This window comes from Sagittula sp. S175, from assembly GCF_049800975.1.
GTDB lineage: Bacteria > Pseudomonadota > Alphaproteobacteria > Rhodobacterales > Rhodobacteraceae > Sagittula.
In genome coordinates, this window is sequence record NZ_JBNAGB010000002.1 from 268,608 (window position 1) to 290,127 (window position 21,520).

A 21,520-nucleotide genomic window follows, 5' to 3' on the forward strand; every position below is an offset into this window, starting at 1 on the left:
TTCAACGTTACAATGAAGGGAGACTCCTGATGGACATCGTCCGCATCCTGCTCAGCCTTTTCGTACCGCCGCTCGGCGTCCTCCTCGAAGTGGGTTTGGGCAAACATTTCTGGATCAACATCCTCCTCACCCTTCTGGGCTGGCTGCCCGGTGTGGTCCACGCGATCTGGATCATTACCCGCCGCCCCGCGACGGCCTGAGCGAGGCTGACATGATCCCTCCGCAGCACCTTCGCAACATTGAACGCGCCGAAAGCATCGCGCGACGCATGGACGCCGCTCTGCGCATTCCCGGTACGGGCATCCGCGTAGGCTATGACAGCATTCTCGGTCTCGTCCCGGGCATCGGCGATACCCTCGCTCTGGCGCCGTCGGCCTATATTCTGAAGCTCGCCCACGATAGCGGTGCGCCACCGCACCTCTTGGGACGGATGGCCGCGAACCTCGGGGTTGACTGGCTCATTGGCTTGATCCCGCTCGTCGGCGACATCTTCGATGTCGGCTGGAAGGCGAACCTGAAGAACGCAGCGCTGCTACGTCAGCATGTGGAGCGGGCGCACGGAACGGCAACTTCCCGCTCTCCGACGCTGACCGGGCGTCCTGCGACTGCCACGCCATAACAGCCCGAAGTCCATCCGACGGCAACCAAGGGGTCTCCGGGTCACGCAAATCAACGCATGCGCCACGGGAAATCGGCATATTAAACAAAAGCGGGCGACGGTCTATCCGTCGCCCGCTTCTTCAAACTTTGACACCCTTGAATGACTCCGCCCTTGGGCAGACCATTTTCAAACCGGCATCCTGAAAACTGTCAGCCGACCAGCTCGAGGCCGGAGAAGAAGTAAGCGATCTCTTCCTTCGCGGTTTCCGGCGCGTCAGAGCCGTGCACGGAGTTCTCGCCAACCGATTCGGCGAACTCAGCGCGGATGGTGCCCGGTGCCGCGTCGGCCGGGTTGGTCGCGCCCATCACTTCGCGGTTCTTTGCAATCGCGCCTTCACCTTCCAGGACCTGGCACACGATCGGCGCGGACGCCATGAACTCGCACAGTTCGTCGTAGAAGGGACGCTCGGCGTGCACCTTGTAGAACTCGCCCGCCTGCGCCTTGGTCAGGTGGATCCGCTTCTGCGCGATGATGCGCAGGCCGGCTTCCTCGAACTTGGCGTTGATCTTGCCGGTCAGGTTGCGACGGGTGGCATCGGGCTTGATGATCGAGAAGGTGCGTTCCAGGGCCATTGGCTCTCTCCATTGCTGATGGGCCGGAAGACCCGGCCGAATTCTGCGCAGGCGCGTACCACGGGCCATCCGACTTGAAAACCCCACACGACGAAACCTAAGGTAAACTGGCGCGCCGCACGGGTTGGCGGGCGGGCGCCTTTGCCGTCAGGCAAACAGTGCCGCCCACCAACCCACCTTTCGCACGGTCAAACCCTCTGCTACAGCGCCCGCATGCTGCGCATTCAATCCATAAACTTCTCCATCGACGGCCGCCCCCTCTTCGAGGAAGCCTCCGCCACCATCCCCGAAGGTCACAAGGTTGGCCTCGTCGGTCCCAACGGCGCGGGCAAGACCACGCTGTTCCGCATCATCAAGGGCGAACTGACCCTCGACGGCGGTGCCATAGACCTGCCCTCCCGCGCCCGCATCGGCGGCGTCAGCCAGGAAGTCCCGGCCTCCGAAACCTCCATCCTCGACACCGTTCTCGAGGCCGACACCGAGCGTGCCGCCCTGATGCGCGAGGCCGAAACCGCCGAAGGTCACCGGATGGCCGAGGTCCAGACCCGCCTCGCCGACATCGACGCCTGGTCCGCCGAAGCGCGTGCCAGCCAGATCCTGCGTGGCCTTGGCTTCGACCCCGAGGAACATGGCAACCCCTGCTCCGCCTATTCCGGCGGCTGGCGCATGCGCGTGGCCCTCGCGGGCGTGCTCTTTGCCCAGCCCGACCTGCTGCTGCTCGACGAACCGACCAACTACCTCGACCTCGAAGGCGCGCTCTGGCTCGAATCCTACCTGGCGAAATACCCGCACACGGTCATCGTCATCTCCCACGACCGCGGGCTGCTGAACCGCGCCGTCACCTCGATCCTGCACCTCGAGGACCGCAAGCTGACGTACTACGGCACGCCCTACGACGGCTTCGTCAAGCTGCGGGCCGAGAAACGCGCCCAGCTGGCCGCCACTGCCAAGAAACAGCAGGACCGCCGCGCCCACCTGCAATCCTTCGTCGACCGCTTCCGCGCCAAGGCCACCAAGGCCAAACAGGCGCAGGCCCGCCTGAAGATGATCGAACGCATGGACATGGTGACGCCGCCCGAAGAAGCGGCCAAGCGTGTCTTCACCTTCCCGCAGCCCGACGAACTGTCGCCTCCCATCATCAATATCGAGGACGGGGCCACGGGCTACGGCGACACCATCGTCCTGCGCAAACTCAATCTGCGGATCGACCAGGACGACCGCATCGCGCTGCTCGGCAAGAACGGTCAGGGCAAATCCACCCTGTCGAAGCTGCTCGCCGACCGCCTGCCCCTGATCGAGGGTCGCATGGGCCGCTCATCGAAACTGCGCATCGGCTACTTCGCCCAGCATCAGGTGGACGAACTCCATCTCGACGAAACGCCGCTTCAGCACCTTCAGCGGGAACGCCCCGGCACCCAGCCCGCACAATTGCGGGCCAAGCTGGCGGGCTTCGGTCTGCATGCCGCGCAGGCCGAGACCGAGGTCGGGCGCCTGTCCGGTGGCCAGAAGGCCCGCCTCTCGCTGCTGCTCGCGACGCTTGATGCGCCACACCTGCTGATCCTCGACGAACCGACCAACCACCTCGACATCGAATCCCGCGAGGCACTGATGGAGGCACTCACCGCCTACAACGGCGCGGTGATCCTCGTCAGCCACGACATGCACCTTCTGTCCATCGTGGCCGACCGTCTCTGGCTGGTCTCCGGCGGAACCGTGAAACCCTACGACGAAGACCTCGACGCCTACCGCGCCTTCCTCATCGCAAAGGACACGCCCGCCAAACCCGAGAAACCCAAGGAGAAGCCAAAGCGCGCCTCCCGCGACGAACTCCTCGAATTGCGCGCCGACGTGCGCAAATGCGAGGACCGGGTGACCAAGCTCGAAGAGATGCGCGAGAAGCTGGCGGAGAAGCTGGCCGACCGCGCCCTCTACGAGGACGACCGCAAGGGCGACCTCGCGGTCTGGAACAAGAAATATGCCGAAGTCATGGAAGGCCTCGCCCGTGCCGAAGAACTCTGGATGACGGCACAGGAAAAGCTCGACGCCGCTCAAGCTTGACGCTGCCCCAAAATCGCACCTGACGTCACGCCGCCTGCCCCGCAGGCGGCGTTTTTCTTTGCGCGAAGGTCTGACCGCCACCGGATTGCCACATTTCACAATCCAAGACCCGCCACATTTGCGCCTCATTCAAAAGCGCCGGAACGGCAGAAACCTCAGACAAACCCCACAAAAACAACGTCCTAGAAAAATCACGCCCGAATGGCCCGCGTCGAAACCCGGCGCAATCGCGTTAACTTTGTGGCCAATTTTAGACTTCTTCGACTCGTCTGCCCGATTTATGCCTCATTTCAACAAGGCGTCGGGCCGCGGGGGCAGCCGGACGTCCAGCATGAACCAGAGGACGCCCCCGATGACCCGCACCGCCGCCCGGACCGCAAAGCAGACCCCGTTCGAGATCCTCGGCGTTTCCGTTGCCGATGACGCGGCCACGATCCGCGCGGCGTGGAAGCGTCTGGTGAAGGCCAACCACCCCGATCGCTGCCCCGCCGACGCCGCGCGACTGACCGCAAAGCTGGTCGAACTGAATGACGCCTACGACAAACTGAAGAACCACGTCCCCTTCCACGGCGCGCGCCCCGCGGCTCCCGACTTTTCCGCCGCTGCCGCGCAGGCCGAAGCAGCACGCGCAGCGGCCCATGCACAGGCGCATGCACGGGCCCATGCACAGGCGCAGGCAGAAGCGAAGGCCAAAGCCCGCGCCGACGCAGAATCCGCCCGTCGCAAGGCAGAGGCCGACGCCCGCGCTGTTGCGAAAGCCCGTGCAGCCGCTGCCGAAGCGGCCCGCCGCGCCGCCGAAATCGCCGCCCGCAAAGCCAACCCGCTGTCTGCCAAACAGCGTGCCGCACTCGCCACCGCGAACCGCGCCTTTGCCAACGCCCGTGCGGCCCTCGACGCGCAGCAAGGCTACGGCTTCGCCCGCGCCGCATGATCCGGCCCACCTGCCTGATCCGGTCCACTGACACTGGCAGACCCAAGACAAGCCTTTACGCCGCGCCCGCTCTCCCCTACCCCTGAGACATGGACACGACGTTCCTCATCTCCGCCTTCGCGACACTTTTCGTTGTGGTCGATCCCATCGGCCTCACACCGATCTTCATCGCCCTGACCCAAGGCACCCCGGCGCCCCAACGCCGCGCCATCGCCATCCGCGCGACGGTGATCGCGCTCATCCTCCTGACGCTCTTTGCCTTCTTCGGCGAAGCGGTGCTGGGCTTCATCGGCATCACCATGCCCGCCTTCCGCATCGCGGGCGGCATCCTGCTGTTCATCACCGCGCTCGACATGCTGTTCGAACGCCGTACCAAACGGCGCGAGGATCAGGCAGAGGCCGACCACCCGCCCGACCCCTCCGTCTTTCCGCTGGCCATCCCGTTGATCGCCGGCCCCGGTGCCATCGCCACGATGATCCTTCTGGCCGGAGAAACCGACGGCGCCCTCGGCATGGCCGCGATTCTTGGCGTCATGGCTCTGGTGCTGGCGCTGGCCTTTCTGTTGTTCCTCGCTGCCGGGGTGATCGAACGCGCGCTTGGGCAGACCGGCATCACGGTGACGACCCGCCTGCTGGGGATGCTGCTGGCCGCACTGTCCGTGCAGTTCGTTCTGGACGGCCTGCGTGCCTTCGGCATCGGCGCAACCTGACCTTTGCAGAACGCACCCGCGCACCTACATTGACGGTACATCAGGCGAGGGTTCCTCATGACCGAAGACCAGTTCGGCCACGTCTTCTTTCTTGGTCTGCTCGGTCTGGCCGTGCTGACATGGTTCTGGCTGACCTACCGCAGCGCCCCCGGTCGCGGGATGCAAAGCCTCATGGGCTGGGCGCTTTTGTTCACCGGCGCCTTGGCCGCAGGCGGACTGTGGCAGGACATCAAGGGCGGTCTGGAAGAACGGCAGGCGCTGGTGGTCGATGACGGCAGGATCGAGATCCCCCGCGGCCTCGACGGCCACTACTACCTCACACTGGAAATCAACGGGCAGCCGATCCGCTTCGTGGTCGACACCGGAGCCACCGGGATGGTTCTCACCCGGAACGCGGCGGAAGAAGCCGGGCTGGATCCCGATCGGCTGGCCTTCTACGACGTGGCCCATACGGCGAATGGCGAGGTGCGTACCGCGCCGGTGACACTTGATACCGTCAGCATCGGTCCTTTCCTCGACCGCCGGGTGAAGGCCTATGTCAACGACGGCGAGATGTTCACCTCGCTGCTGGGCATGGACTACCTCGACCGCTTCGACCGTCTGGAAATCTCGCGCGGCAAGATGTTCCTCGAACGCTGAAGCGCGCGATCCCGATTTTTCGTGAAAAATCGTCCCCCGCCCGGATCGGCCAAACGCTTCAAGGCCAAACGCTTCGAGGCCCGACGCTTCAGGCCTCGGCCTTCATCTCCCAGCGCCCAGACTCCTCGGACCAGTACTGCGCCTTGCAGCCTGCGCCGGTCAGGGCTTTCCACTGCACCCGGGCGCGCTGGACCGCCTCGCCGTCATGCCCGTCGAACAGGATGCAGACCCGTTCCAGCCGATTGACCTCGTCAGGCGCCACCTCGGCTCCGTCCAGCGCCATGATGCAAGACGGATCATTGGGAAGCTCCCCGCCCCCCGTCAACAACACCGGCTGCGCGGCATCATGCCTTCCGCCGGACAGGCCGTGCGGCAGGAAACCCTCTTCCGGTCCCAGCCACAGCTTCTGGTCCAACCATTCCAGACGCCCCATGTCCGTCCCGCGCACCACGACACGCCAGTCGCGCTGCAGCGATCTGTCCAGCAACATGCCCAGCGTGACCTCCAGCGGCTGCCGCGTCAGGTGGTAGAACAGCGCATTCCCCATGGCTCAGCCCCGTGCACAAGCCGACGAAGGGGGGCGCTGCCCCCCGGCCTGCGGCCTCCCCCCGGAGATATTTGACCCAAGAAGAAGCACAGGTTACGCCGCGCCCTCGTCCGCCTTTGCCTCGGCCACCGGCTTTTCCTCGAAGCGGTCGCGCACCAGCCGGTCCAGCGCCATGACGCCCCAGCCGGTCGCCCCCTTGGGCGCCAGTTCGGTGTCCTTCGTCACCTGCGCCACCCCGGCGATGTCGAGGTGGATCCACGGCATGTCGTCCTTCACGAAGCGCTTGAGGAACTGCGCGGCGGTGATCGACCCGGCCGGGCGGCCACCGGTGTTCTTGATGTCGCCCTTCGTGCCCTTGATCATGTCGTCATAGGCCTTGCCCAGCGGCATCCGCCATGCGCCTTCGCCCTCGGCCTCGGCCGCGCGCAGGAAGTCGTTGGTGAACTTGTCATCGGTGCCATAGACCGCCGCGTTCTCGTAGCCCAGCGCCACGATGCAGGCTCCGGTCAGCGTCGCCAGATCGACGATGGCGCAGGGCTTCTCGGTCTCCTGCGTGTGCCAGAGGACATCAGCCAGAACCAGCCGGCCCTCGGCGTCGGTGTTCAGCACCTCGATGGTATCGCCCTTCATCGACACGACGATATCGCCCGGACGCTGCGCCATGTGCGAGGGCATGTTCTCCACCAGCCCGACGAGGCCCACCACGTTGGCCTTGGCCTTGCGCAGCGCCAGCGTCTTCATCACGCCTGCCACGACGCCCGCGCCGCCCATGTCCATGGTCATGTCTTCCATGCCCGCCGCAGGCTTCAGCGAGATGCCGCCCGTGTCGAACACCACGCCCTTGCCCACCAGCGCCAGCGGCGCGCCCTCGGCCCCCTTCCAGCGCATCGTGACAACCTTGGACGGCATGGCCGATCCCTGCCCGACCGCCAGCAACGCGCGCATGCCCAGCTTTTCGAGGTCCGCCTCTTCGAGCACCTCAACTTCGACGCCCAGATCGCGCAGCGCCTCCAGACGGGTGGCGAATTCGACGGTTCCAAGTACATTGGCAGGTTCCGACACGAGGTCGCGGGTAAAGAACACGCCCTCTGCGACGGCGCGTGCCTTGGCAAGTGCACCCTCGGCCTCGGCGGGGTCCTTCACCATCAGCACCGCCGCTTTCAGCCCCTCACCCGGATCGGCCTTGCGCACGGTAAAGGCGTAGCCGCGCAGCGCGAGGCCCAGAGCCAGCTGCCCAGCACGCCGCGTGCCCTCGACCAGCACCGTCAGCGCCCCCTTGCCGGCGGCCCGCGCCAGCGCACCACCCGCCTTGCGCGCCTCGGCCACCGTCGGGCGGCGCGGCAGCTTTACCAGAACGACGCCATCCGCCGCCATGCCCACCGGGTAGCCCAGCCCCATGACGTCTCCTGCGCCCAGCTTCTCCCAGGCGTCCGACCCCAGGGCCCGTGCCACCGCGCCCTTGGTCAGCTTGTTCAGCCGCCGCGCGCCCGGCCCCATGGTGCCCTCGGCCGGCACGAGCACCGCGACCTTGCCCTCGGCCTCCGCCAAGGCATTCAGGTCGGTCTCGGCAAAGGTGATCTCGCGCAGGTCGGTCATTGAGGGTCTCCCGTTATCAGCCCGTATTTCGGTAAGCGTTTCCTTGCCCAAAGACCTAGCCGGGCGCGCGGCGCTTGACCAGAGCCACCTTTCCCCCCCGGACCACATCCCGTAAAGTACCGCCAATCAACAGACCCGGGGGAGACGACAGGCGTGCAGAGATTCGACAGATATGTCCTGTCGCAACTCATGGTGGTGTTCGGCTTCTTCGCTCTGGTGCTTGTGTCCGTCTACTGGGTCAACCGCGCCGTGGTGCTGTTTGACCGGCTGATCTCGGACGGGCATTCCGCGCTGGTCGTGCTGGAGTTCACCGCGCTGTCCCTGCCCGCAGTGATCGCCCTCGTGCTGCCGCTGGCGACCTTTGCCAGTGCCGTCTACATCACCAACCGCATGTCCGGGGATTCCGAGTTGACCGTGGTCAAGGCGACCGGCTATTCCCCCTGGCGGCTTGCGCGCCCCTACCTCGTCTTCGGCCTGCTCATCGCCGCGATGATGCTGTTCCTGACCAACTACCCGGTGCCGCAATCGCTGCAGAAACTGCGCGACCGCGAACAGGAGCTGACCGGTTCGATCACCGCCGCCCTCCTGCGCGAAGGCACCTTCCTACATCCCTCCCGCGGGATCACCTTCTACATCCGCGACATCACCCCATCCGGCGAGCTCCGCGACGTTCTGCTGTCGGACCGGCGCAATCCCACGCGCGAAGTCACCTACACGGCCGGGCAGGCCTATCTCATTCGCGACACGGATGGTCCGAAGATGGTCATGCTCGACGGGCTGGCACAAACGATGGAACTCATGCGCAACCGACTGTCCACGACGACCTTCACGGACTTCACCTATGATCTATCCGGACTGATCGCCACGGGCGAGGCGCGCAACCGCAAGACCGATGCCATCCCCACGCTGGAACTGCTTTTGACGCCCGAACTGGTGTCTGCCGAGAACAACGACTCGCTGGGCGAGATCGCTGAACGCGCCCACATGCGCCTTCAGGGGCCGCTGCTGTGTATCGTCGCGGCGCTGATCGGCTACGGCGCGCTGATGGTGGGTGGCTTTTCGCGCTTCGGTGTTACAAGGCAGATCGTGTTCGCGATCTTCCTCCTGATCCTCGTCAAGGTCGTCGAGGGCGCGGTCACCCCCCTCGTGATCGCAAACGCCGCGCTCTGGCCGTTGATCTACACGCCCACTCTGGTCGGAGCGGTCTTCTCGGCGGTGCTGCTGTGGTGGGCCGCGCGGCCCTTCCGTCCGCGCCGGGGCATTGCGGCAGGGGCGACGGCATGAAGCTGCACTTTTACTTTGCCCGCCGGTTTCTCTGGGTCTTCCTCGGCATCCTTGCGGTGTTCGGCCTGTTTCAGGGGCTGCTCGACCTCATCGACGAGATGCGCGTCCTCAAGGATGCCGTGACCTTCGGACAGGTTGTCCTGCTGGTCGGGCTGAAAATGCCCGAGGGCCTGTACGAAGTCCTGCCGCTGGTGATGATCCTCGCCACCGTTGCCCTGTTCATCGGTCTGGCGCGCACCTCCGAACTGGTGGCCTCACGCGCTGCGGGCCGGTCCGGTCTGGCCACGCTCATGGCCCCGGTCACGGTGGCCTTTCTGATCGGCCTGCTGATTGTCGCGGTCATGAACCCCATCGTCGCCGCCACGTCCAAACGCTACTCCGATCTCCGCGAAAGCTTTGTCTCCGGCAACACCTCGGCGCTCTCCGTGGGCCCAGAAGGCCTGTGGCTGCGGCAGGGCAGCGAAAACGGCCAATCCGTGATCCGTGCCTCGCGTGCGAACCCCGAGGCAACCGAGCTTTACGATGTGTCCATCGTCAACTACGCGCCCGACGACGGCGGGCCGATCCTGCGCCTTCAGGCCGACCGCGCCGAGCTGAGCGACGGCGCATGGCACTTGACCCAGGCAAAAGCATGGCCGCTGAACGCCGGTCTCAATCCCGAACTCGGGGCAAAGGAGCACGCCACCTATGACCTGCCCTCCAGCCTGACGCGGGAAAGCATCCGTGACCGCTTTGGCCGCCCCTCGGCGGTGGCGATCTGGGATCTGCCCGGATTTATTTCCGGCCTGGAAGAGGCCGGTTTTTCAGCCCGCCGCCACACCGTATGGTATAACATGGAACTGGCCCGCCCACTGTTCCTCGTCGCCATGGTACTGGTCGGCGCGGCCTTCACCATGCAGCCGACCCGGCTTGGTCGCACTGGTGTTGCCGTCCTCTCTGCCGTAATGCTTGGCTTTGGGCTGTACTACGTGCGAAGTTTCGCGCAGATCATGGGTGAGAATGGCCAGCTGGCCCCGGCCATCGCGGCATGGGTGCCGCCCACGGCCTCGGTCCTGCTGGCACTTGGGCTGGTTCTGCACATGGAAGACGGTTGATGAGAGGACGGATGCAACGCGGTTTCACCCGCACCTCCGCGCAGGTGTCCCGGCGGGCCATGGCCTGCCTGCTCGCCGCCGCCCTCGGCACGGCGACGCCTGCCGTTGTGCGCGCGCAGACCACCGACGCCACCCAGCAGGCCGAAGACCCGGCCCTGCTCGTCGCTGACAGCGTCTTTGTCCAGGATCAGGACGTGCTGATCGCCACCGGCAACGTCGAGGCGCTGCAGGGCGATTACCATCTCTCCGCCAGCAAGATCATCTATGACCGCGGCACGGACACCCTCACGCTCGAAGGACCGATCCGCATCACCGATCCCGAACAGGGCATCCTGATCCTCGCCGATCAGGCCGAGGTCGATCAAGGCGTGATGAACGGGCTGATAAAGGGCGCCCGCATGGTGCTCGACGAGCAGCTGCAACTCGCCGCCGTCGAGGCCCGTCGCGTCGACGGTCGCTACACCCAGCTCAGTCGCGTGGCTGCCACCTCCTGCCAGGTTTGCGGCCCGAATGAAACGCCCCTCTGGCAGATCCGTGCCGCCCGCGTGATCCACGATCAGGAAGAACGCCAGCTTTATTTCGACGACGCGCAGGTCCGCCTTCTGGACGTGCCGGTCTTCTGGTTGCCACGCCTGCGTCTGCCCGACCCGACACTGAAACGCGCGCGCGGCTTTCTGGTCCCGACCTTCACCTCCTCGACCCTTCTGGGCTTCGGGGTGCGGTTCCCCTATTTCATCCCGATCGGCGACCATCAGGACCTGACCCTGACGCCGCACCTGACCACCCTCTCGAAATCGCTGGAATACCGCTACCGCCGCGCCTTCCGCTACGGCAATATCCAGGTGGTCGGTGCGCTCTCGGGCGATGACTTCCGCGACGACGGCTTGCGCGGCTACCTCTTCACCTCCGGCAGCTTCGCGCTGCCCCGCAACTACACGCTGTCCTTCTCCACACAGTCGGTCTCGGACTCCGCCTATCTGAACGACTACGGCATCAGCTCCGCCGACCGCCTCGTGAACACCTTGACCGTGGCGCGGGTCCAGCGCGACCGGCGCATCTCCTTTGGTCTCGACAGCTACGAGACCCTGCGCGACTACGAAACCAACGCCACCCAGCCGGGGGCCATCGCCACCTTCCACACCGACCGCCGCTTCCTGTGGTCCCGCGTGCCGGGTGAGTTCCGCCTCTCCGCCGAGGCATCGGGCCTCTACCGCGAATCCACGCTGGATGTGGACGGCAGCGACGCCGACACCGAGGTCGATGGCCGCGACACCTTCCGCCTGAACCTCGAAGGCAGCTGGCAGAACCGCTGGACCTTTGGCCCCGGCCTGCGCGCGGGCCTCTCCGGCCATCTTTTCGTCGATCACTACATCACCGATCAGGACGCCGCCGTGCCGCACCAGATCACCCGCGTGACCCCCGGCGCCGGTGTCGAACTGCGCTGGCCGCTGCAGCGCGCGGGGTCCGATGGTGGGCGCACCCTGATCGAACCCGTACTGCAAGCTGGCTGGGTCGGCGGCTCGCGCGGCCTGAACGCCAACGAGGAAAGCACCCGCGTCGAATTCGACGAGGCCAACCTGCTCTCGCTCTCGCGATTCCCTGCCGCGGACCGCCGCGAGCACGGCATGACCTATGCCGCCGGGATGCGCTGGCTGCACGAGGCACGCTCCGGCTGGACCGCCGCCATGACCCTTGGCCGCATCTGGCAAGACGACATCGACCCGGACCTGACGCATTCCTCCGGCCTCGACAGCCTCGCCAGCGACTGGCTTATCGCCGGGCGCTTCTCCAACCCGATGGGCATCACCGTCTCGGCGCGCGGCCTGCTGGACGACACCAACAACTTCACCAAGGCCGAGGGCCGCGCCGGATGGTCCAACACCCGCATGGACATCGGCGCATCTTATGTCCTGTTGACCAAGGACGCCGACGAGCTGCGCACCAAGGCCAGCTCCGAATGGACCTTCGACAGCCGCTACTCGGTCACGCAGAATTGGCAGACAACCACCGAGGTCCGCTACGACCTTGTGGACCGCCGCCTTGACCGCGTGGCCCTCGGGCTGCAATACCGCAATGAATGCATCGAGGTAGGGCTTGGCGCCACGCGCACCTTCGCATCGTCGACCAACCTCGAACCGTCCACGGACATCGACCTGACCGTCGCACTGAAGGGCTTCGGCGTCGACGGCAGCGACAAGGAGTACCGCCGCACATGCCGCTGAAAACCTCTCTCTCCGCCCTTGCCCTGGCCGCAGTTCTGGCCTGTTCCGGCCTGACCGCCCCCGCCATGGCACAGGGGCTCTTCTCGCCCGCGATCATCGTCAACGACGAGGTCATCACCGGCTATGAACTGGAACAGCGCAAGCAGATGCTCCGCGCCATGCGCGCCCCGGGCGACGTCAACCGCCTGGCCCGCGAACAGCTGATCGACGACCGCCTGCGCCTGCAGGCCGCAAAGGATGCGGGCATCACCCCCACCGAACAGGAAATCCTCGACGGGATGGAGGAATTCGCCTCCCGCGCCTCGCTGACCCGCGAGCAGTTCATTCAGGCCCTCGGCAACGAAGGCGTGGACGAGCAGACCTTCCGCGATTTCGTCCGGGCGGGCCTGTCCTGGCGGACCCTCGCCGGGCAACGCTTTGCCGGCGGTGCGACCGTGACCGACGCCGAGGTCGACCGCGCCATCGCAGGCAACGGCGGATCGTCGGGCGTGCGGGTGCTTGTCTCCGAACTCATCATGCCGATGCCCCCGGGCCAGGAAGAGGCCATCCGCGAGCGCGCCGACCGCATCGCCCAGCTCGATAGCGTCGATGCCTTCTCGGCCCAGGCACGCCGGTTCTCGGCCACCGCCACGCGCGGCGCCGGGGGCAAGCTGCCGTGGAAAGACCTCACCGAATTGCCGCCGCCGCTGCAGCCGATCCTGCTTGGCCTGCGCCCGGGCGAAGTGTCCGATCCGATCCCGCTGCAAGGGGCCATCGCGCTCTTCCAGCTGCGCGCCATCGAGGAAACCGAATACAAGGCCGCCCCGCCCGCCGCAGTGGAATACGCCGCCTACTACATGCCCGGTGGCCGGACCGAGGAAAACCTCGCCAAGGCCGCGCAGATCTCCGCGCGCCTCGACCGCTGCGACGACCTGTACGGCGTGGCCAAGGGACAGCCCGCCGAAGTGCTTGAACGCGGCACCCTGCCCGTGGCCGAGATCCCGACCGACATCGCCTACGAACTGTCCAAGCTCGACCCCGGCGAGACCTCGACCGCGCTGACCCGTGCGAACGGACAGACGCTGGTGCTGCTGATGCTGTGTGGCCGCACGCAACAGGTCACCGAGGAAGACGTGGATCGCGGCGAGATCTTCAACAGCCTGCGTAACCAGCGCATCGGCGGACTCGCCGAAGGCTACCTCTCGCAGCTGCGTTCCGACGCCACGATCATCGACCAATGACCGGCGAACAGGCCGACACCGAGGTCAAGGTACAGACGGCAGAGGCCGAGACCCCCACGCGGGTTTCGGTGGATCCCACGCCCCTGCCCGAACACGAAGTCGCGCCCGGTGACAAGGCGCCGACCCTGCCCGTGGCCGTGTCCTGTGGCGAGCCCGCGGGGATCGCTCCGGAACTGGCCGAGGCCGCCTGGGACATACTGCGCGCGGACCTGCCGTTCTTCTGGATCGGCGAGCCGTCGCACCTGCCCGGAAGCGTGCCACACGACCTGATCACCGACCCGGCGCAGGCCGTCGAGGTCTGCGGTCATGCCCTGCCGGTCCTGTCCCTGCCAATGCCCGGCCCCCGCGTGCCCGGCACGCCACAGGCCGCCCATGCGGCGGGCGTGATCCGCGCCATCGAAGTCGGCGTCGACCTCGTCCATACGGGCCGCGCCTCTGCGCTGTGTACCCTGCCGATCTCGAAGCAGGCGCTGGCCGAGGGGGCGGGCTTTGCCCACCCCGGTCATACGGAATTCCTCGCCGCCCTCGCGGGCGTGGACGAGGTGGTGATGATGCTCGCCTCCGACCGGTTGCGCGTCGTGCCGGTGACCATCCATATCGCGTTGCAGGACGTCCCCGCCGCCCTGACCCCCGAGCTGCTGGAACGCCGCATTCGCATCACGCACCGGGCCCTCGTACAGCAGTTCGGCATCGCCAACCCGGTGCTGGCGGTCTCCGGCCTCAATCCGCACGCTGGCGAAGGCGGGCGCATGGGCCACGAGGAACAGACAGTCATCCTCCCGGTGCTGAACAAGCTGCGCGCCGAGGGCATGCACCTCACCGGCCCCCTGCCGGGCGACACCATGTTCCACGAACGGGCGCGGGCGGGCTATGATGCGGCGGTCTGCATGTACCACGATCAGGCGCTGATCCCGATCAAGACGCTGGATTTCGACGAGGGGGTGAATGTTACCCTCGGCCTGCCCTTCATCCGAACCTCTCCGGATCACGGCACCGCCTTCGACATCGCCGGGGCCGGATTGGCCAATCCGTCATCGACACTGGCAGCGCTGCGCATGGCGGCAAAACTGGCACGCCGATAGTCCGGTTTCCCCCGGGCTTGTGCCCGGGCGACCCGCGCGCAGGCTGCGCCTGCGCGCGCATTGGGGGAAGCTCTGCTTCCCCCAAACCCCCATCGCGGTATTTTCATCAAGATGAAGGCAGGGGCGCGGCGCTTGACCCTTGACGTGGGATGCGCGATGGGAGGCCATGAGCCAGATCGACAACCTTCCCCCCCTGCGCGACGTCATTGCCAGCCACGATCTCGTGGCGAAGAAGGCGCTCGGCCAGAACTTCCTGCTGGACCTGAACCTGACCGCGCGGATCGCGCGGGTGGCGGGCGACCTGTCAGGCATGGATGTGCTGGAGGTTGGGCCGGGACCCGGCGGACTGACGCGCGGATTGCTGTCCGAAGGGGCGCGCCGCGTGCTGGCCATCGAGAAGGATTCGCGCTGCCTGCCCGCCCTGGCTCAGATCGCCGAGGCCTATCCCGGCCGCTTGCAGGTGATCGAAGGCGACGCGCTTCAGGTCGACCCGCTGGCGCATCTGACGCCGCCCATCGCCATCTGCGCGAACCTGCCCTACAACGTGGGAACCGAGCTTCTGGTGCGCTGGCTGACACCCGCCGAATGGCCGCCATTCTGGTCGACCCTGACGCTGATGTTCCAGAAGGAAGTGGCCGAGCGCATCGTCGCCCAGCCGGGATCGAAGGCCTATGGCCGCCTCGCCATCCTGTCGCAGTGGCGCACCGATGCGCGCATCGCGCTGACCCTGCCTCCGGGCGCGTTTTCGCCGCCGCCCAAGGTGCATTCCGCCGTCGTGCACCTCAAGGCCTTGCCTGAACCCCGCTTCCCGGCACAGGCGAAGATCCTTGAACGAGTCGTTGCCACCGCCTTCAACCAGCGGCGCAAGATGCTGCGCGCCTCGCTCAAGGGTCTTGGCCCCGACATCGAGGATAGGCTGAACGCGGTCGGCATCCCACCGACCGAGCGCGCCGAGCAGGTGTCGCTCGAGGCCTTCTGCGCCCTCGCCCGGACCTTCGAAAAGTAACCCCTGAAACCACAAAGGCCCCGCTCATCGGCGGGGCCTTTCCAATCTGTGACGCCGTTATTCCGCGGCGTCCGAAGAAGGCTCAGTTGTAGCCGGAGCCTCTGGGGCAGCCTCTGCCGCCTCGTCCTTCTTCGCGGGCTTCTTGCGCGTCGTGGTCGAGGTGGAGGGTTTGCGCGGTGAGCGCGGCTTCTTTGGTTTGTCTTCGGTTTTCTTTTCCGACGCGGGCTTCTTCGCAGACGGCTCCTCGGCCTGCTGCGCCGCCGCTTCCTCGGCACGGGCCTCCGCCGCGCGGGCAAGGTCCGCCGGGTTCATGGTGTCGGCACGGCTTTCGGGGGTTTCCACCAGACCGCTGTCATCGTCATCTGCGCTGACATCGAAGATATCCGGCTGCGGCGCATCGCCCAGGTCCTGGTTGCGCGGCTTTTCGCGGCGGGGCTGCTGGTGATTGCCACCGCCCTGACCGCCGTTGCCGCCCTGGCCCTGTTGGCCCCCCGAGGACTGCCCACCGGACAGCTGACCGCCATTGCCGCCCTGACCATCGTTCTGATCGTCGCGCGACCGATCGCGATCCCGCTGCGACTGGCGCTCGCGGTTCTCGCGTTCCTGCTGTTCGCGACGCTGGTCCTGTTCCTTCTGCGCTTCCGACAGCATCCGCATGTAATGCTCCGCGTGCTGCTGGAAATTTTCCATGTTCACGCGGTCATTCGCCAGGCTCGCGTCCCGCGCCAGCTGGTTGTACTTGTCGATGATCTGTTGCGGAGTACCGCGCACCTTGCCCTCGGGGCCACTGGAGTCGAACACGCGGTTGACGATGTTGCCCAGCGAGTTGCTGCGGTTGCGGTTGTTCTTGTTCCGCGAACGGGATTTGGAAGAGCGCATAGGTTTTTCTGTTCCAGCCTGTAATTTACGGCTTGGTGACGGTGCGGCGCGTCATGCGCCAAGTCTGTCAAAGTCACCTTCATGTTGGCTTGTCGTCAGCGGGAGCGGCGGGTGCCGCTCAACAGCCGACTGGAGTCGAATAAACACATGCCCCACGCCTGCACAAGCGAAAATCCCGGCAATCTACGCAAAATTGCGTGCATCTGGCGGTTTCAGCGCGGTTTCGTGCCCACAACGACGCGATCGCGACCATCGAGGTCGGGGATAAGCCGCACTCCGCGCAGCCCCGCCGCCGAGAACAGGTCGCAGACCGCCATGCCCTGTCGCATGCCGATCTCCACCACCAGCCGACCGCCCGGTTCCAGCCACTTGGCGTAGCCCGCGAGAATCGCGTGGTAGGCGGTCAGCCCGTTCGCCTCGTCCGTCAGCGCCAGACGCGGCTCGTGGTCGCGCACCTCAGGCGCAAGGAACGGCATCTCGTTCACCGCGATATAGGGCGGGTTGGACACGATCAGGTCGAACCGTTCGGTCACGCCCTTCAGCGCCTCGAACCAGCGGCCCTCCAGCAGCTCGGCACGGCCCTCCAGCCCCAGCGCGTTGCGGTTCCAATAGGCCACGTTCAGCGCCGCCGGGCTGATGTCGCAACCGTAGCCCACGGCCCCCTCACGTTCGCTCAGCAGCGTCAACAGGATGCAGCCGGACCCGGTGCCAAGGTCCAGAACCCGGCCGAAGGGCTCCGTCAGCGCCACCTCGATCAGCGTCTCCGTCTCGGGACGCGGGTCCAGCACCTCGGGCGTGACAAGGAATTCGCGTCCGTAGAACATCCGCCGCCCGACAAGATGCGACACCGGCACCCGGTCCGCACGGCGTTCGACCAAAGTCAGGTAAATCACCTGCAACTCGGGATCGACCGGTTCCGGCAGGAACAACGTCAACCGACCGGGCGGGACCTTCAGCACATGCGCCATCAGGCGACGCGCGTCGCGCCCCGGATCGGGCACTTCGGCCTCGACCAGCCGCTTCGTCGCCTGCGCCAGCAGTTCCGCCGCCCTCATGCGTCCATCTCCGCCAAAAGCGCCGCCTGATGCTCGGCAATCAGCGCGTCGATGATTTCGTCAAGATCGCCGCCAAGGATCGCCTCTAGTCGGTACAGCGTCAGCCCGATCCGGTGATCCGTCATGCGGCCCTGCGGGAAATTGTAGGTCCTGATCCGCTCCGACCGGTCGCCGCTGCCCACCTGCGCCTTGCGGTCCGCAGAGCGTTCCGCATCGGCCTTCGACCGCTCCAGGTCGAACAGCCGCGCGCGCAGCACCTGCATGGCGATCTCGCGGTTGCGGTGCTGGGACTTCTCGGACGAGGTCACCACGATCCCCGAGGGAATATGCGTGATCCGCACCGCCGAATCCGTGGTGTTCACGTGCTGGCCCCCGGCCCCCGAGGACCGCATGGTGTCGATCCGGATGTCGTTCGCATTGATCGCAATATCCACCTCCTGCGCCTCGGGCAGCACCGCCACCGTCGCCGCCGAGGTATGGATGCGCCCGCCCGACTCGGTTTCCGGCACCCGCTGCACGCGGTGCACACCCGATTCGAACTTCATCCGGGCAAAGACCCCCTCGCCCGCGATCCGCACCACCAGTTCCTTGATCCCGCCCAGCTCGGACAGCTGTTCCTCGATCACCTCCCAGCGCCAGCCCTGTGCCTCGGCGTACCGCTGGTACATCCGCGCAAGGTCGCCCGCAAACAGCGCCGCCTCGTCCCCGCCGGTTCCGGGCCGGATTTCCAGCATGGCTGGCCGCGCATCAGCGGCATCCTTGGGCAACAGCGCCAGTTGCACCGCCCGCTCCGCCGCGGGCAAGGCCGCCTTCAGCTCCGGCAGTTCCTCCTCGGCCAGCGCCCGCATCTCGGGGTCCGCCAGCATGGCCTGCGCCTCGGCGATATCGGCCACCAACCGCTCGTACTCGGCGATCTGCCGCACCACCGGCGACAATTCGGAATGCTCGCGCCCAAGGGCGACGATATCGCCCTGGCCTGCCGCCATCTGCGCCTCGACATATTCGAGCCGCGCCTTGATCTGTTGCAATCTGTCAGTCGGGATCATGGCTTCCCATCGCCCAACCCGCGACGCCGGTCAAGCACCGCCGCGCGTCGCGCCCTACTCGGCCCCGGCGCGCAGCTCCTCCAGCCAGCCATCGACGCGCTTGCGGTTCACGCCCATGTCGGACTTGCCGAACCGCAGCCGTGCCCAGATTTCCAGCACGCCGTCCGCCTCCTTCACCGTGGTGTAGTCGGGAAACCCCATCCATTGCGACCGCGTCACATAGGTTGCGAATCCCTCGTCCACGGATCCGGCCAGCACCTCCGTCCGGGGCGTCGCAAGGATGATCGCGTTCAGCCGCGCCATCTCGTCCTCCCCCGCGGGCACACGGCGCCGCACGCCACCGGTCAGGTCCTGATCCGAGGTCACCTTGGGGTCCACATGCCAGACCTCCTGGTCCGAGGGCGCCAGCCTGATCCAGGCCAGACCACCCACGACGATCAAAAGGATGAGATAGAAGACCATGCGCACGCTCTCGCTCCTCTCAAGCAGACCACACCCCGCACTTGCCCCGATCCGCGCCGACAGGAAACCCACGTCGCCGTGATCCGGCGTGTCTTTGCCGATGCCCTCGCGGAACGCCGGCCGTCAAGCCCGCCGCGCACGGCATTTTCAGGAATTCACCTCCGCCCGCCGCCCCGCGCCCCACAGGCACAGGATCTCCGTCGCCACATGCGCCGCCGCGACGGCGGTGATCCCCGCGTGATCGAACGGAGGCGACACCTCGACCACATCGCCCCCCTTCAGATCGAGGCCCGCCAGCCGACGCAGGCAAACCGCCGCCTGATGCGAGGTCATGCCCCCCCAGACCGGCGTCCCTGTCCCCGGCGCATAGGCCGGATCAAGACAATCGATGTCAAAGGTCAGGTAGCAGGGCGCGCGCCCGACGATCTCGTGCACCCGCTGCGCGACCGCCTCGACGCCGATCTCGTGGACCTCCCGCGCGTCGATGATGTTGAAGCCCAGCGTATCCGGGTTGTCGGTGCGAATCCCGATCTGGACCGAGCGTTCGGACACCACGATCCCCTCCTTCGCCGCCGTATACAGGAACGTCCCGTGATCCACCCGCGCCGCGTCGTCATCTGCCCATGTGTCCGTATGCGCATCGAACTGGATCACCGACAGCGGGCCATGCACCTTGGCATGGGCCCTCAGCGCCCCCAGCGTCACCGAATGATCGCCCCCCAGTGCCACGCAGGCCGCCCCCTGCGCGAGGATGCCACCCACATGCGCCTCGATCCGCCCCGGCACCTCCGAAGGCATCGCATAGTCAAACGCCATGTCACCGTAATCCGCGATGGCGTATTCCGACAGCACGTCGAAATCCCAGCCATAAGGCTTGTCCATCGTCTGCAAAGCCGAGGCCTCGCGGATCGCCCTCGGCCCCAGCCGCGTGCCGGGCCGGTTCGTCACAGCCTGATCGAAGGGCAGCCCGGTCACCGCCACGTCCACGCCGCGCAGATCCTTGGTATACTTGCGCCGCAGAAAGGACGTCGCCCCGGCAAAGACATTCTCGAACGAAGGCCCCTTCAGGTCCTCGCGCGTAAAGGCGTGGTCGATCTGTTTCTTGGCATCTTCCAGGCTCATCGCCCAATTCTCCTCAGCCCGAGTGTGCGTAGGTCGGGGCTATTGCCCCGACTCCCACTTCAGAACATCATTTCACCGGCAGCGCGGTCTCCACCAGCCGGGCAAAGAACGACGCCCCCACCGGCGCGATATTGTCGTTGAAGTCATACTCCGGGTGGTGACAGATCGGCGTATCCCCTTGCCCAAGGAACAGATAGGCCCCGGGCCGCGCTTCCAGCATATAGGCGAAATCCTCGCCCGGCATGATCGGCGGCGTGTCCTCGTCCACCATATCGGGCCCCACGACCTCCCGCGCGACCTGCGCCGCAAAGGCCGCCTGCGCCGGGTGGTTGATCGTCGGCGGATAGCCCGGCTGGTAGTCCAGCACAGCCGTCATGCCAAAACTCTTCGCCTGGAACTCCACCAGTTCTTCCATGCGCTTGCGCACCGTCGCCTGAGCGTCCTTGTCATAGTAGCGCACCGTCCCATTCAACATCGCCGTCTCCGGCACGATGTTCATGGCCGACCCGGAATGGATCTGGCAAACCGAGACAACAACGCGGTCCAAGGCGCTGATATTGCGCCCCAAAATGCTCTGGATCGCCATGACCATGCTGGCCGCCGTCACCACCGGGTCAGCGGTCGCCTGAGGCTGCGCCCCATGACCGCCCTTGCCCTTGATGTGGATGGTGAATTCGTCGACCCCGGCCAGCAGCGCGCCATGATTGGTGTTCAGCGACCCCTCCGGCATCCCCGGCGAGTTGTGGACGCCATAAACCTCCTCGATCCCGAAACGGTCCATCACGCCTTCCTCGACCATGATGCGCCCGCCGCCCTCGTTCTCCTCGGCAGGCTGGAACAGCAGCGCCACACGACCGGCGAAATTGCGCGTCTCCGCAAGGTACTTGGCAGCCCCCAGCAGCATGGTGGTATGGCCGTCATGCCCACAGGTATGCGCCATTCCCGGCACCGTGGAGGCATGCTCCGTCTCAGACAGATCCTCCATCGGCAAAGCATCCATATCGGCCCGCAGGCCAATCGTCCGCCCCGGCGCGCGCCCCTCGATGATCGCCACGACGCCCGTGCGCGCGATCCCCTCGTGGATCTCCGTGATCCCGAATTCCTTAAGTCTTTCAACGACAAACGCAGCGGTCTTGAAGCAGTCCAGACCCAGTTCCGGGTGCTGGTGCAGATGCCGCCGCCAGCCGGTCATCTCCTCCTGCATCGCCGCGATGGAATTCACGATGGCCATGGTTCGGATCTCCTTGTCTTGTCCCGCGCACCCTGCGCCCGAAATCCGCCAAAGAAAACCCCAACTGAAACGATCCCTACGGCACCTGACGGGACGGCGGGCG

General features: G+C 66.1%; 21 protein-coding genes. 12 read left to right on the forward strand and 9 right to left on the reverse strand.

Features of this window, described 5'->3' with window-relative positions:
- Window positions 1-29 precede the first annotated feature (29 nt).
- Together ACP16H_RS04475 and ACP16H_RS04480 are read left to right on the forward strand one after the other, a co-directional pair.
- Entirely contained in the window at window positions 30-200 is a 171-nt protein-coding gene (locus ACP16H_RS04475) for a YqaE/Pmp3 family membrane protein (RefSeq protein ID WP_425071055.1), read from the forward strand.
- Window positions 201-211: 11 nt separating this feature from the next.
- Complete coding sequence (locus ACP16H_RS04480; protein ID WP_425071056.1) at window positions 212-619, forward strand: DUF4112 domain-containing protein; 408 nt, start codon at window positions 212-214, stop codon at window positions 617-619.
- 191 nt (window positions 620-810) lie between these two features.
- On the opposite strand, the gene ndk is transcribed toward ACP16H_RS04480, so the two are convergent.
- Window positions 811-1,233 carry a nucleoside-diphosphate kinase gene (gene ndk, locus ACP16H_RS04485; protein ID WP_425071057.1) on the reverse strand — a complete coding sequence of 141 codons (423 nt, stop codon included), beginning with the start codon at window positions 1,231-1,233 and terminating at the stop codon, window positions 811-813.
- A gap of 213 nt (window positions 1,234-1,446) precedes the next feature.
- Here ndk and ACP16H_RS04490 point away from each other — a divergent pair, with 213 nt between their 5' ends.
- The 4 genes from ACP16H_RS04490 to ACP16H_RS04505 all read left to right on the forward strand — a co-directional run bounded on the left by ACP16H_RS04490 (window position 1,447) and on the right by ACP16H_RS04505 (window position 5,571).
- Window positions 1,447-3,291: an ABC-F family ATP-binding cassette domain-containing protein gene (locus tag ACP16H_RS04490; RefSeq protein WP_425071058.1), complete on the forward strand. Its 1,845-nt coding sequence runs from the start codon at window positions 1,447-1,449 to the stop codon at window positions 3,289-3,291.
- Window positions 3,292-3,643: 352 nt separating this feature from the next.
- The gene (locus ACP16H_RS04495; RefSeq protein ID WP_425071059.1) at window positions 3,644-4,222 is read left to right on the forward strand and encodes a J domain-containing protein; all 579 of its coding nucleotides are present in this window, start codon (window positions 3,644-3,646) and stop codon (window positions 4,220-4,222) included.
- An 89-nt stretch (window positions 4,223-4,311) separates the two neighbouring features.
- Window positions 4,312-4,932, forward strand: a complete 621-nt coding sequence (locus ACP16H_RS04500; RefSeq protein WP_425071060.1) for a MarC family protein — start codon at window positions 4,312-4,314, stop codon at window positions 4,930-4,932.
- A gap of 57 nt (window positions 4,933-4,989) precedes the next feature.
- Window positions 4,990-5,571, forward strand: coding sequence for a TIGR02281 family clan AA aspartic protease (locus tag ACP16H_RS04505; RefSeq protein ID WP_425071061.1), 582 nt, complete (start codon window positions 4,990-4,992; stop codon window positions 5,569-5,571).
- Between the two features lie 88 nt (window positions 5,572-5,659).
- On the opposite strand, the gene ACP16H_RS04510 is transcribed toward ACP16H_RS04505, so the two are convergent.
- On the reverse strand, window positions 5,660-6,118 hold the full coding sequence (locus tag ACP16H_RS04510; RefSeq protein WP_425071062.1) for a DNA polymerase III subunit chi: 459 nt from the start codon (window positions 6,116-6,118) through the stop codon (window positions 5,660-5,662).
- A gap of 93 nt (window positions 6,119-6,211) precedes the next feature.
- A complete protein-coding gene (locus ACP16H_RS04515; RefSeq protein ID WP_425071063.1) occupies window positions 6,212-7,714 on the reverse strand; it encodes a leucyl aminopeptidase in 1,503 nt (500 codons plus the stop codon).
- 153 nt (window positions 7,715-7,867) lie between these two features.
- On the opposite strand from ACP16H_RS04515, the gene lptF reads away from it, so the two are divergent.
- From lptF to rsmA, 6 genes are all read left to right on the forward strand, one after another.
- Complete coding sequence (gene lptF / locus ACP16H_RS04520; RefSeq protein WP_425071064.1) at window positions 7,868-8,998, forward strand: LPS export ABC transporter permease LptF; 1,131 nt, start codon at window positions 7,868-7,870, stop codon at window positions 8,996-8,998.
- A complete protein-coding gene (lptG, locus tag ACP16H_RS04525) occupies window positions 8,995-10,092 on the forward strand; it encodes an LPS export ABC transporter permease LptG (RefSeq protein ID WP_425071065.1) in 1,098 nt (365 codons plus the stop codon). The genes lptF and lptG overlap by 4 nt, the downstream gene beginning before the upstream one ends.
- 11 nt (window positions 10,093-10,103) lie before the next feature.
- The gene (locus ACP16H_RS04530) at window positions 10,104-12,314 is read left to right on the forward strand and encodes an LPS-assembly protein LptD (RefSeq protein ID WP_425071066.1); all 2,211 of its coding nucleotides are present in this window, start codon (window positions 10,104-10,106) and stop codon (window positions 12,312-12,314) included.
- The gene (locus ACP16H_RS04535) at window positions 12,305-13,534 is read left to right on the forward strand and encodes a peptidylprolyl isomerase (RefSeq protein WP_425071067.1); all 1,230 of its coding nucleotides are present in this window, start codon (window positions 12,305-12,307) and stop codon (window positions 13,532-13,534) included. The genes ACP16H_RS04530 and ACP16H_RS04535 overlap by 10 nt, the downstream gene beginning before the upstream one ends.
- Window positions 13,531-14,616 (forward strand): 4-hydroxythreonine-4-phosphate dehydrogenase PdxA, encoded by a 1,086-nt coding sequence (gene pdxA, locus ACP16H_RS04540; protein WP_425071068.1) that lies wholly within the window; start codon window positions 13,531-13,533, stop codon window positions 14,614-14,616. Before ACP16H_RS04535 ends, pdxA begins: the two co-directional genes overlap by 4 nt.
- Window positions 14,617-14,782: 166 nt before the next feature.
- On the forward strand, window positions 14,783-15,622 hold the full coding sequence (gene rsmA, locus ACP16H_RS04545) for a 16S rRNA (adenine(1518)-N(6)/adenine(1519)-N(6))-dimethyltransferase RsmA (RefSeq protein ID WP_425071069.1): 840 nt from the start codon (window positions 14,783-14,785) through the stop codon (window positions 15,620-15,622).
- A gap of 57 nt (window positions 15,623-15,679) precedes the next feature.
- On the opposite strand, the gene ACP16H_RS04550 is transcribed toward rsmA, so the two are convergent.
- From ACP16H_RS04550 to ACP16H_RS04575, 6 genes are all read right to left on the reverse strand, one after another.
- Window positions 15,680-16,501 (reverse strand): DUF4167 domain-containing protein, encoded by an 822-nt coding sequence (locus ACP16H_RS04550; protein WP_425071070.1) that lies wholly within the window; start codon window positions 16,499-16,501, stop codon window positions 15,680-15,682.
- Window positions 16,502-16,713: 212 nt separating this feature from the next.
- Window positions 16,714-17,556: a peptide chain release factor N(5)-glutamine methyltransferase gene (gene prmC / locus ACP16H_RS04555; RefSeq protein ID WP_425071071.1), complete on the reverse strand. Its 843-nt coding sequence runs from the start codon at window positions 17,554-17,556 to the stop codon at window positions 16,714-16,716.
- Window positions 17,553-18,602, reverse strand: coding sequence for a peptide chain release factor 1 (gene prfA / locus ACP16H_RS04560; protein ID WP_425071072.1), 1,050 nt, complete (start codon window positions 18,600-18,602; stop codon window positions 17,553-17,555). The genes prmC and prfA overlap by 4 nt, the downstream gene beginning before the upstream one ends.
- A 54-nt stretch (window positions 18,603-18,656) precedes the next feature.
- Entirely contained in the window at window positions 18,657-19,064 is a 408-nt protein-coding gene (locus ACP16H_RS04565) for a DUF1499 domain-containing protein (protein ID WP_425071073.1), read from the reverse strand.
- Window positions 19,065-19,211: 147 nt separating this feature from the next.
- Entirely contained in the window at window positions 19,212-20,186 is a 975-nt protein-coding gene (gene speB / locus ACP16H_RS04570; RefSeq protein ID WP_425071074.1) for an agmatinase, read from the reverse strand.
- Window positions 20,187-20,253: 67 nt separating this feature from the next.
- Entirely contained in the window at window positions 20,254-21,417 is a 1,164-nt protein-coding gene (locus tag ACP16H_RS04575; protein ID WP_425071075.1) for a M20 aminoacylase family protein, read from the reverse strand.
- Window positions 21,418-21,520: the final 103 nt, after the last annotated feature.

What these genes read in the sequence shown, in the direction of transcription:
- ACP16H_RS04475 (WP_425071055.1), top strand. Translation starts at nt 30, where the DNA reads ATGGACATCGTCCGCATCCTGCTCAGCCTTTTCGTACCGCCGCTCGGC.
- ACP16H_RS04480 (WP_425071056.1), top strand. Translation starts at nt 212, where the DNA reads ATGATCCCTCCGCAGCACCTTCGCAACATTGAACGCGCCGAAAGCATC.
- ndk (WP_425071057.1), bottom strand. Translation starts at nt 1,233, where the DNA reads ATGGCCCTGGAACGCACCTTCTCGATCATCAAGCCCGATGCCACCCGT.
- ACP16H_RS04490 (WP_425071058.1), top strand. Translation starts at nt 1,447, where the DNA reads ATGCTGCGCATTCAATCCATAAACTTCTCCATCGACGGCCGCCCCCTC.
- ACP16H_RS04495 (WP_425071059.1), top strand. Translation starts at nt 3,644, where the DNA reads ATGACCCGCACCGCCGCCCGGACCGCAAAGCAGACCCCGTTCGAGATC.
- ACP16H_RS04500 (WP_425071060.1), top strand. Translation starts at nt 4,312, where the DNA reads ATGGACACGACGTTCCTCATCTCCGCCTTCGCGACACTTTTCGTTGTG.
- ACP16H_RS04505 (WP_425071061.1), top strand. Translation starts at nt 4,990, where the DNA reads ATGACCGAAGACCAGTTCGGCCACGTCTTCTTTCTTGGTCTGCTCGGT.
- ACP16H_RS04510 (WP_425071062.1), bottom strand. Translation starts at nt 6,118, where the DNA reads ATGGGGAATGCGCTGTTCTACCACCTGACGCGGCAGCCGCTGGAGGTC.
- ACP16H_RS04515 (WP_425071063.1), bottom strand. Translation starts at nt 7,714, where the DNA reads ATGACCGACCTGCGCGAGATCACCTTTGCCGAGACCGACCTGAATGCC.
- lptG (WP_425071065.1), top strand. Translation starts at nt 8,995, where the DNA reads ATGAAGCTGCACTTTTACTTTGCCCGCCGGTTTCTCTGGGTCTTCCTC.
- ACP16H_RS04530 (WP_425071066.1), top strand. Translation starts at nt 10,104, where the DNA reads ATGCAACGCGGTTTCACCCGCACCTCCGCGCAGGTGTCCCGGCGGGCC.
- ACP16H_RS04535 (WP_425071067.1), top strand. Translation starts at nt 12,305, where the DNA reads ATGCCGCTGAAAACCTCTCTCTCCGCCCTTGCCCTGGCCGCAGTTCTG.
- pdxA (WP_425071068.1), top strand. Translation starts at nt 13,531, where the DNA reads ATGACCGGCGAACAGGCCGACACCGAGGTCAAGGTACAGACGGCAGAG.
- rsmA (WP_425071069.1), top strand. Translation starts at nt 14,783, where the DNA reads ATGAGCCAGATCGACAACCTTCCCCCCCTGCGCGACGTCATTGCCAGC.
- ACP16H_RS04550 (WP_425071070.1), bottom strand. Translation starts at nt 16,501, where the DNA reads ATGCGCTCTTCCAAATCCCGTTCGCGGAACAAGAACAACCGCAACCGC.
- prmC (WP_425071071.1), bottom strand. Translation starts at nt 17,556, where the DNA reads ATGAGGGCGGCGGAACTGCTGGCGCAGGCGACGAAGCGGCTGGTCGAG.
- prfA (WP_425071072.1), bottom strand. Translation starts at nt 18,602, where the DNA reads ATGATCCCGACTGACAGATTGCAACAGATCAAGGCGCGGCTCGAATAT.
- ACP16H_RS04565 (WP_425071073.1), bottom strand. Translation starts at nt 19,064, where the DNA reads ATGGTCTTCTATCTCATCCTTTTGATCGTCGTGGGTGGTCTGGCCTGG.
- speB (WP_425071074.1), bottom strand. Translation starts at nt 20,186, where the DNA reads ATGAGCCTGGAAGATGCCAAGAAACAGATCGACCACGCCTTTACGCGC.
- ACP16H_RS04575 (WP_425071075.1), bottom strand. Translation starts at nt 21,417, where the DNA reads ATGGCCATCGTGAATTCCATCGCGGCGATGCAGGAGGAGATGACCGGC.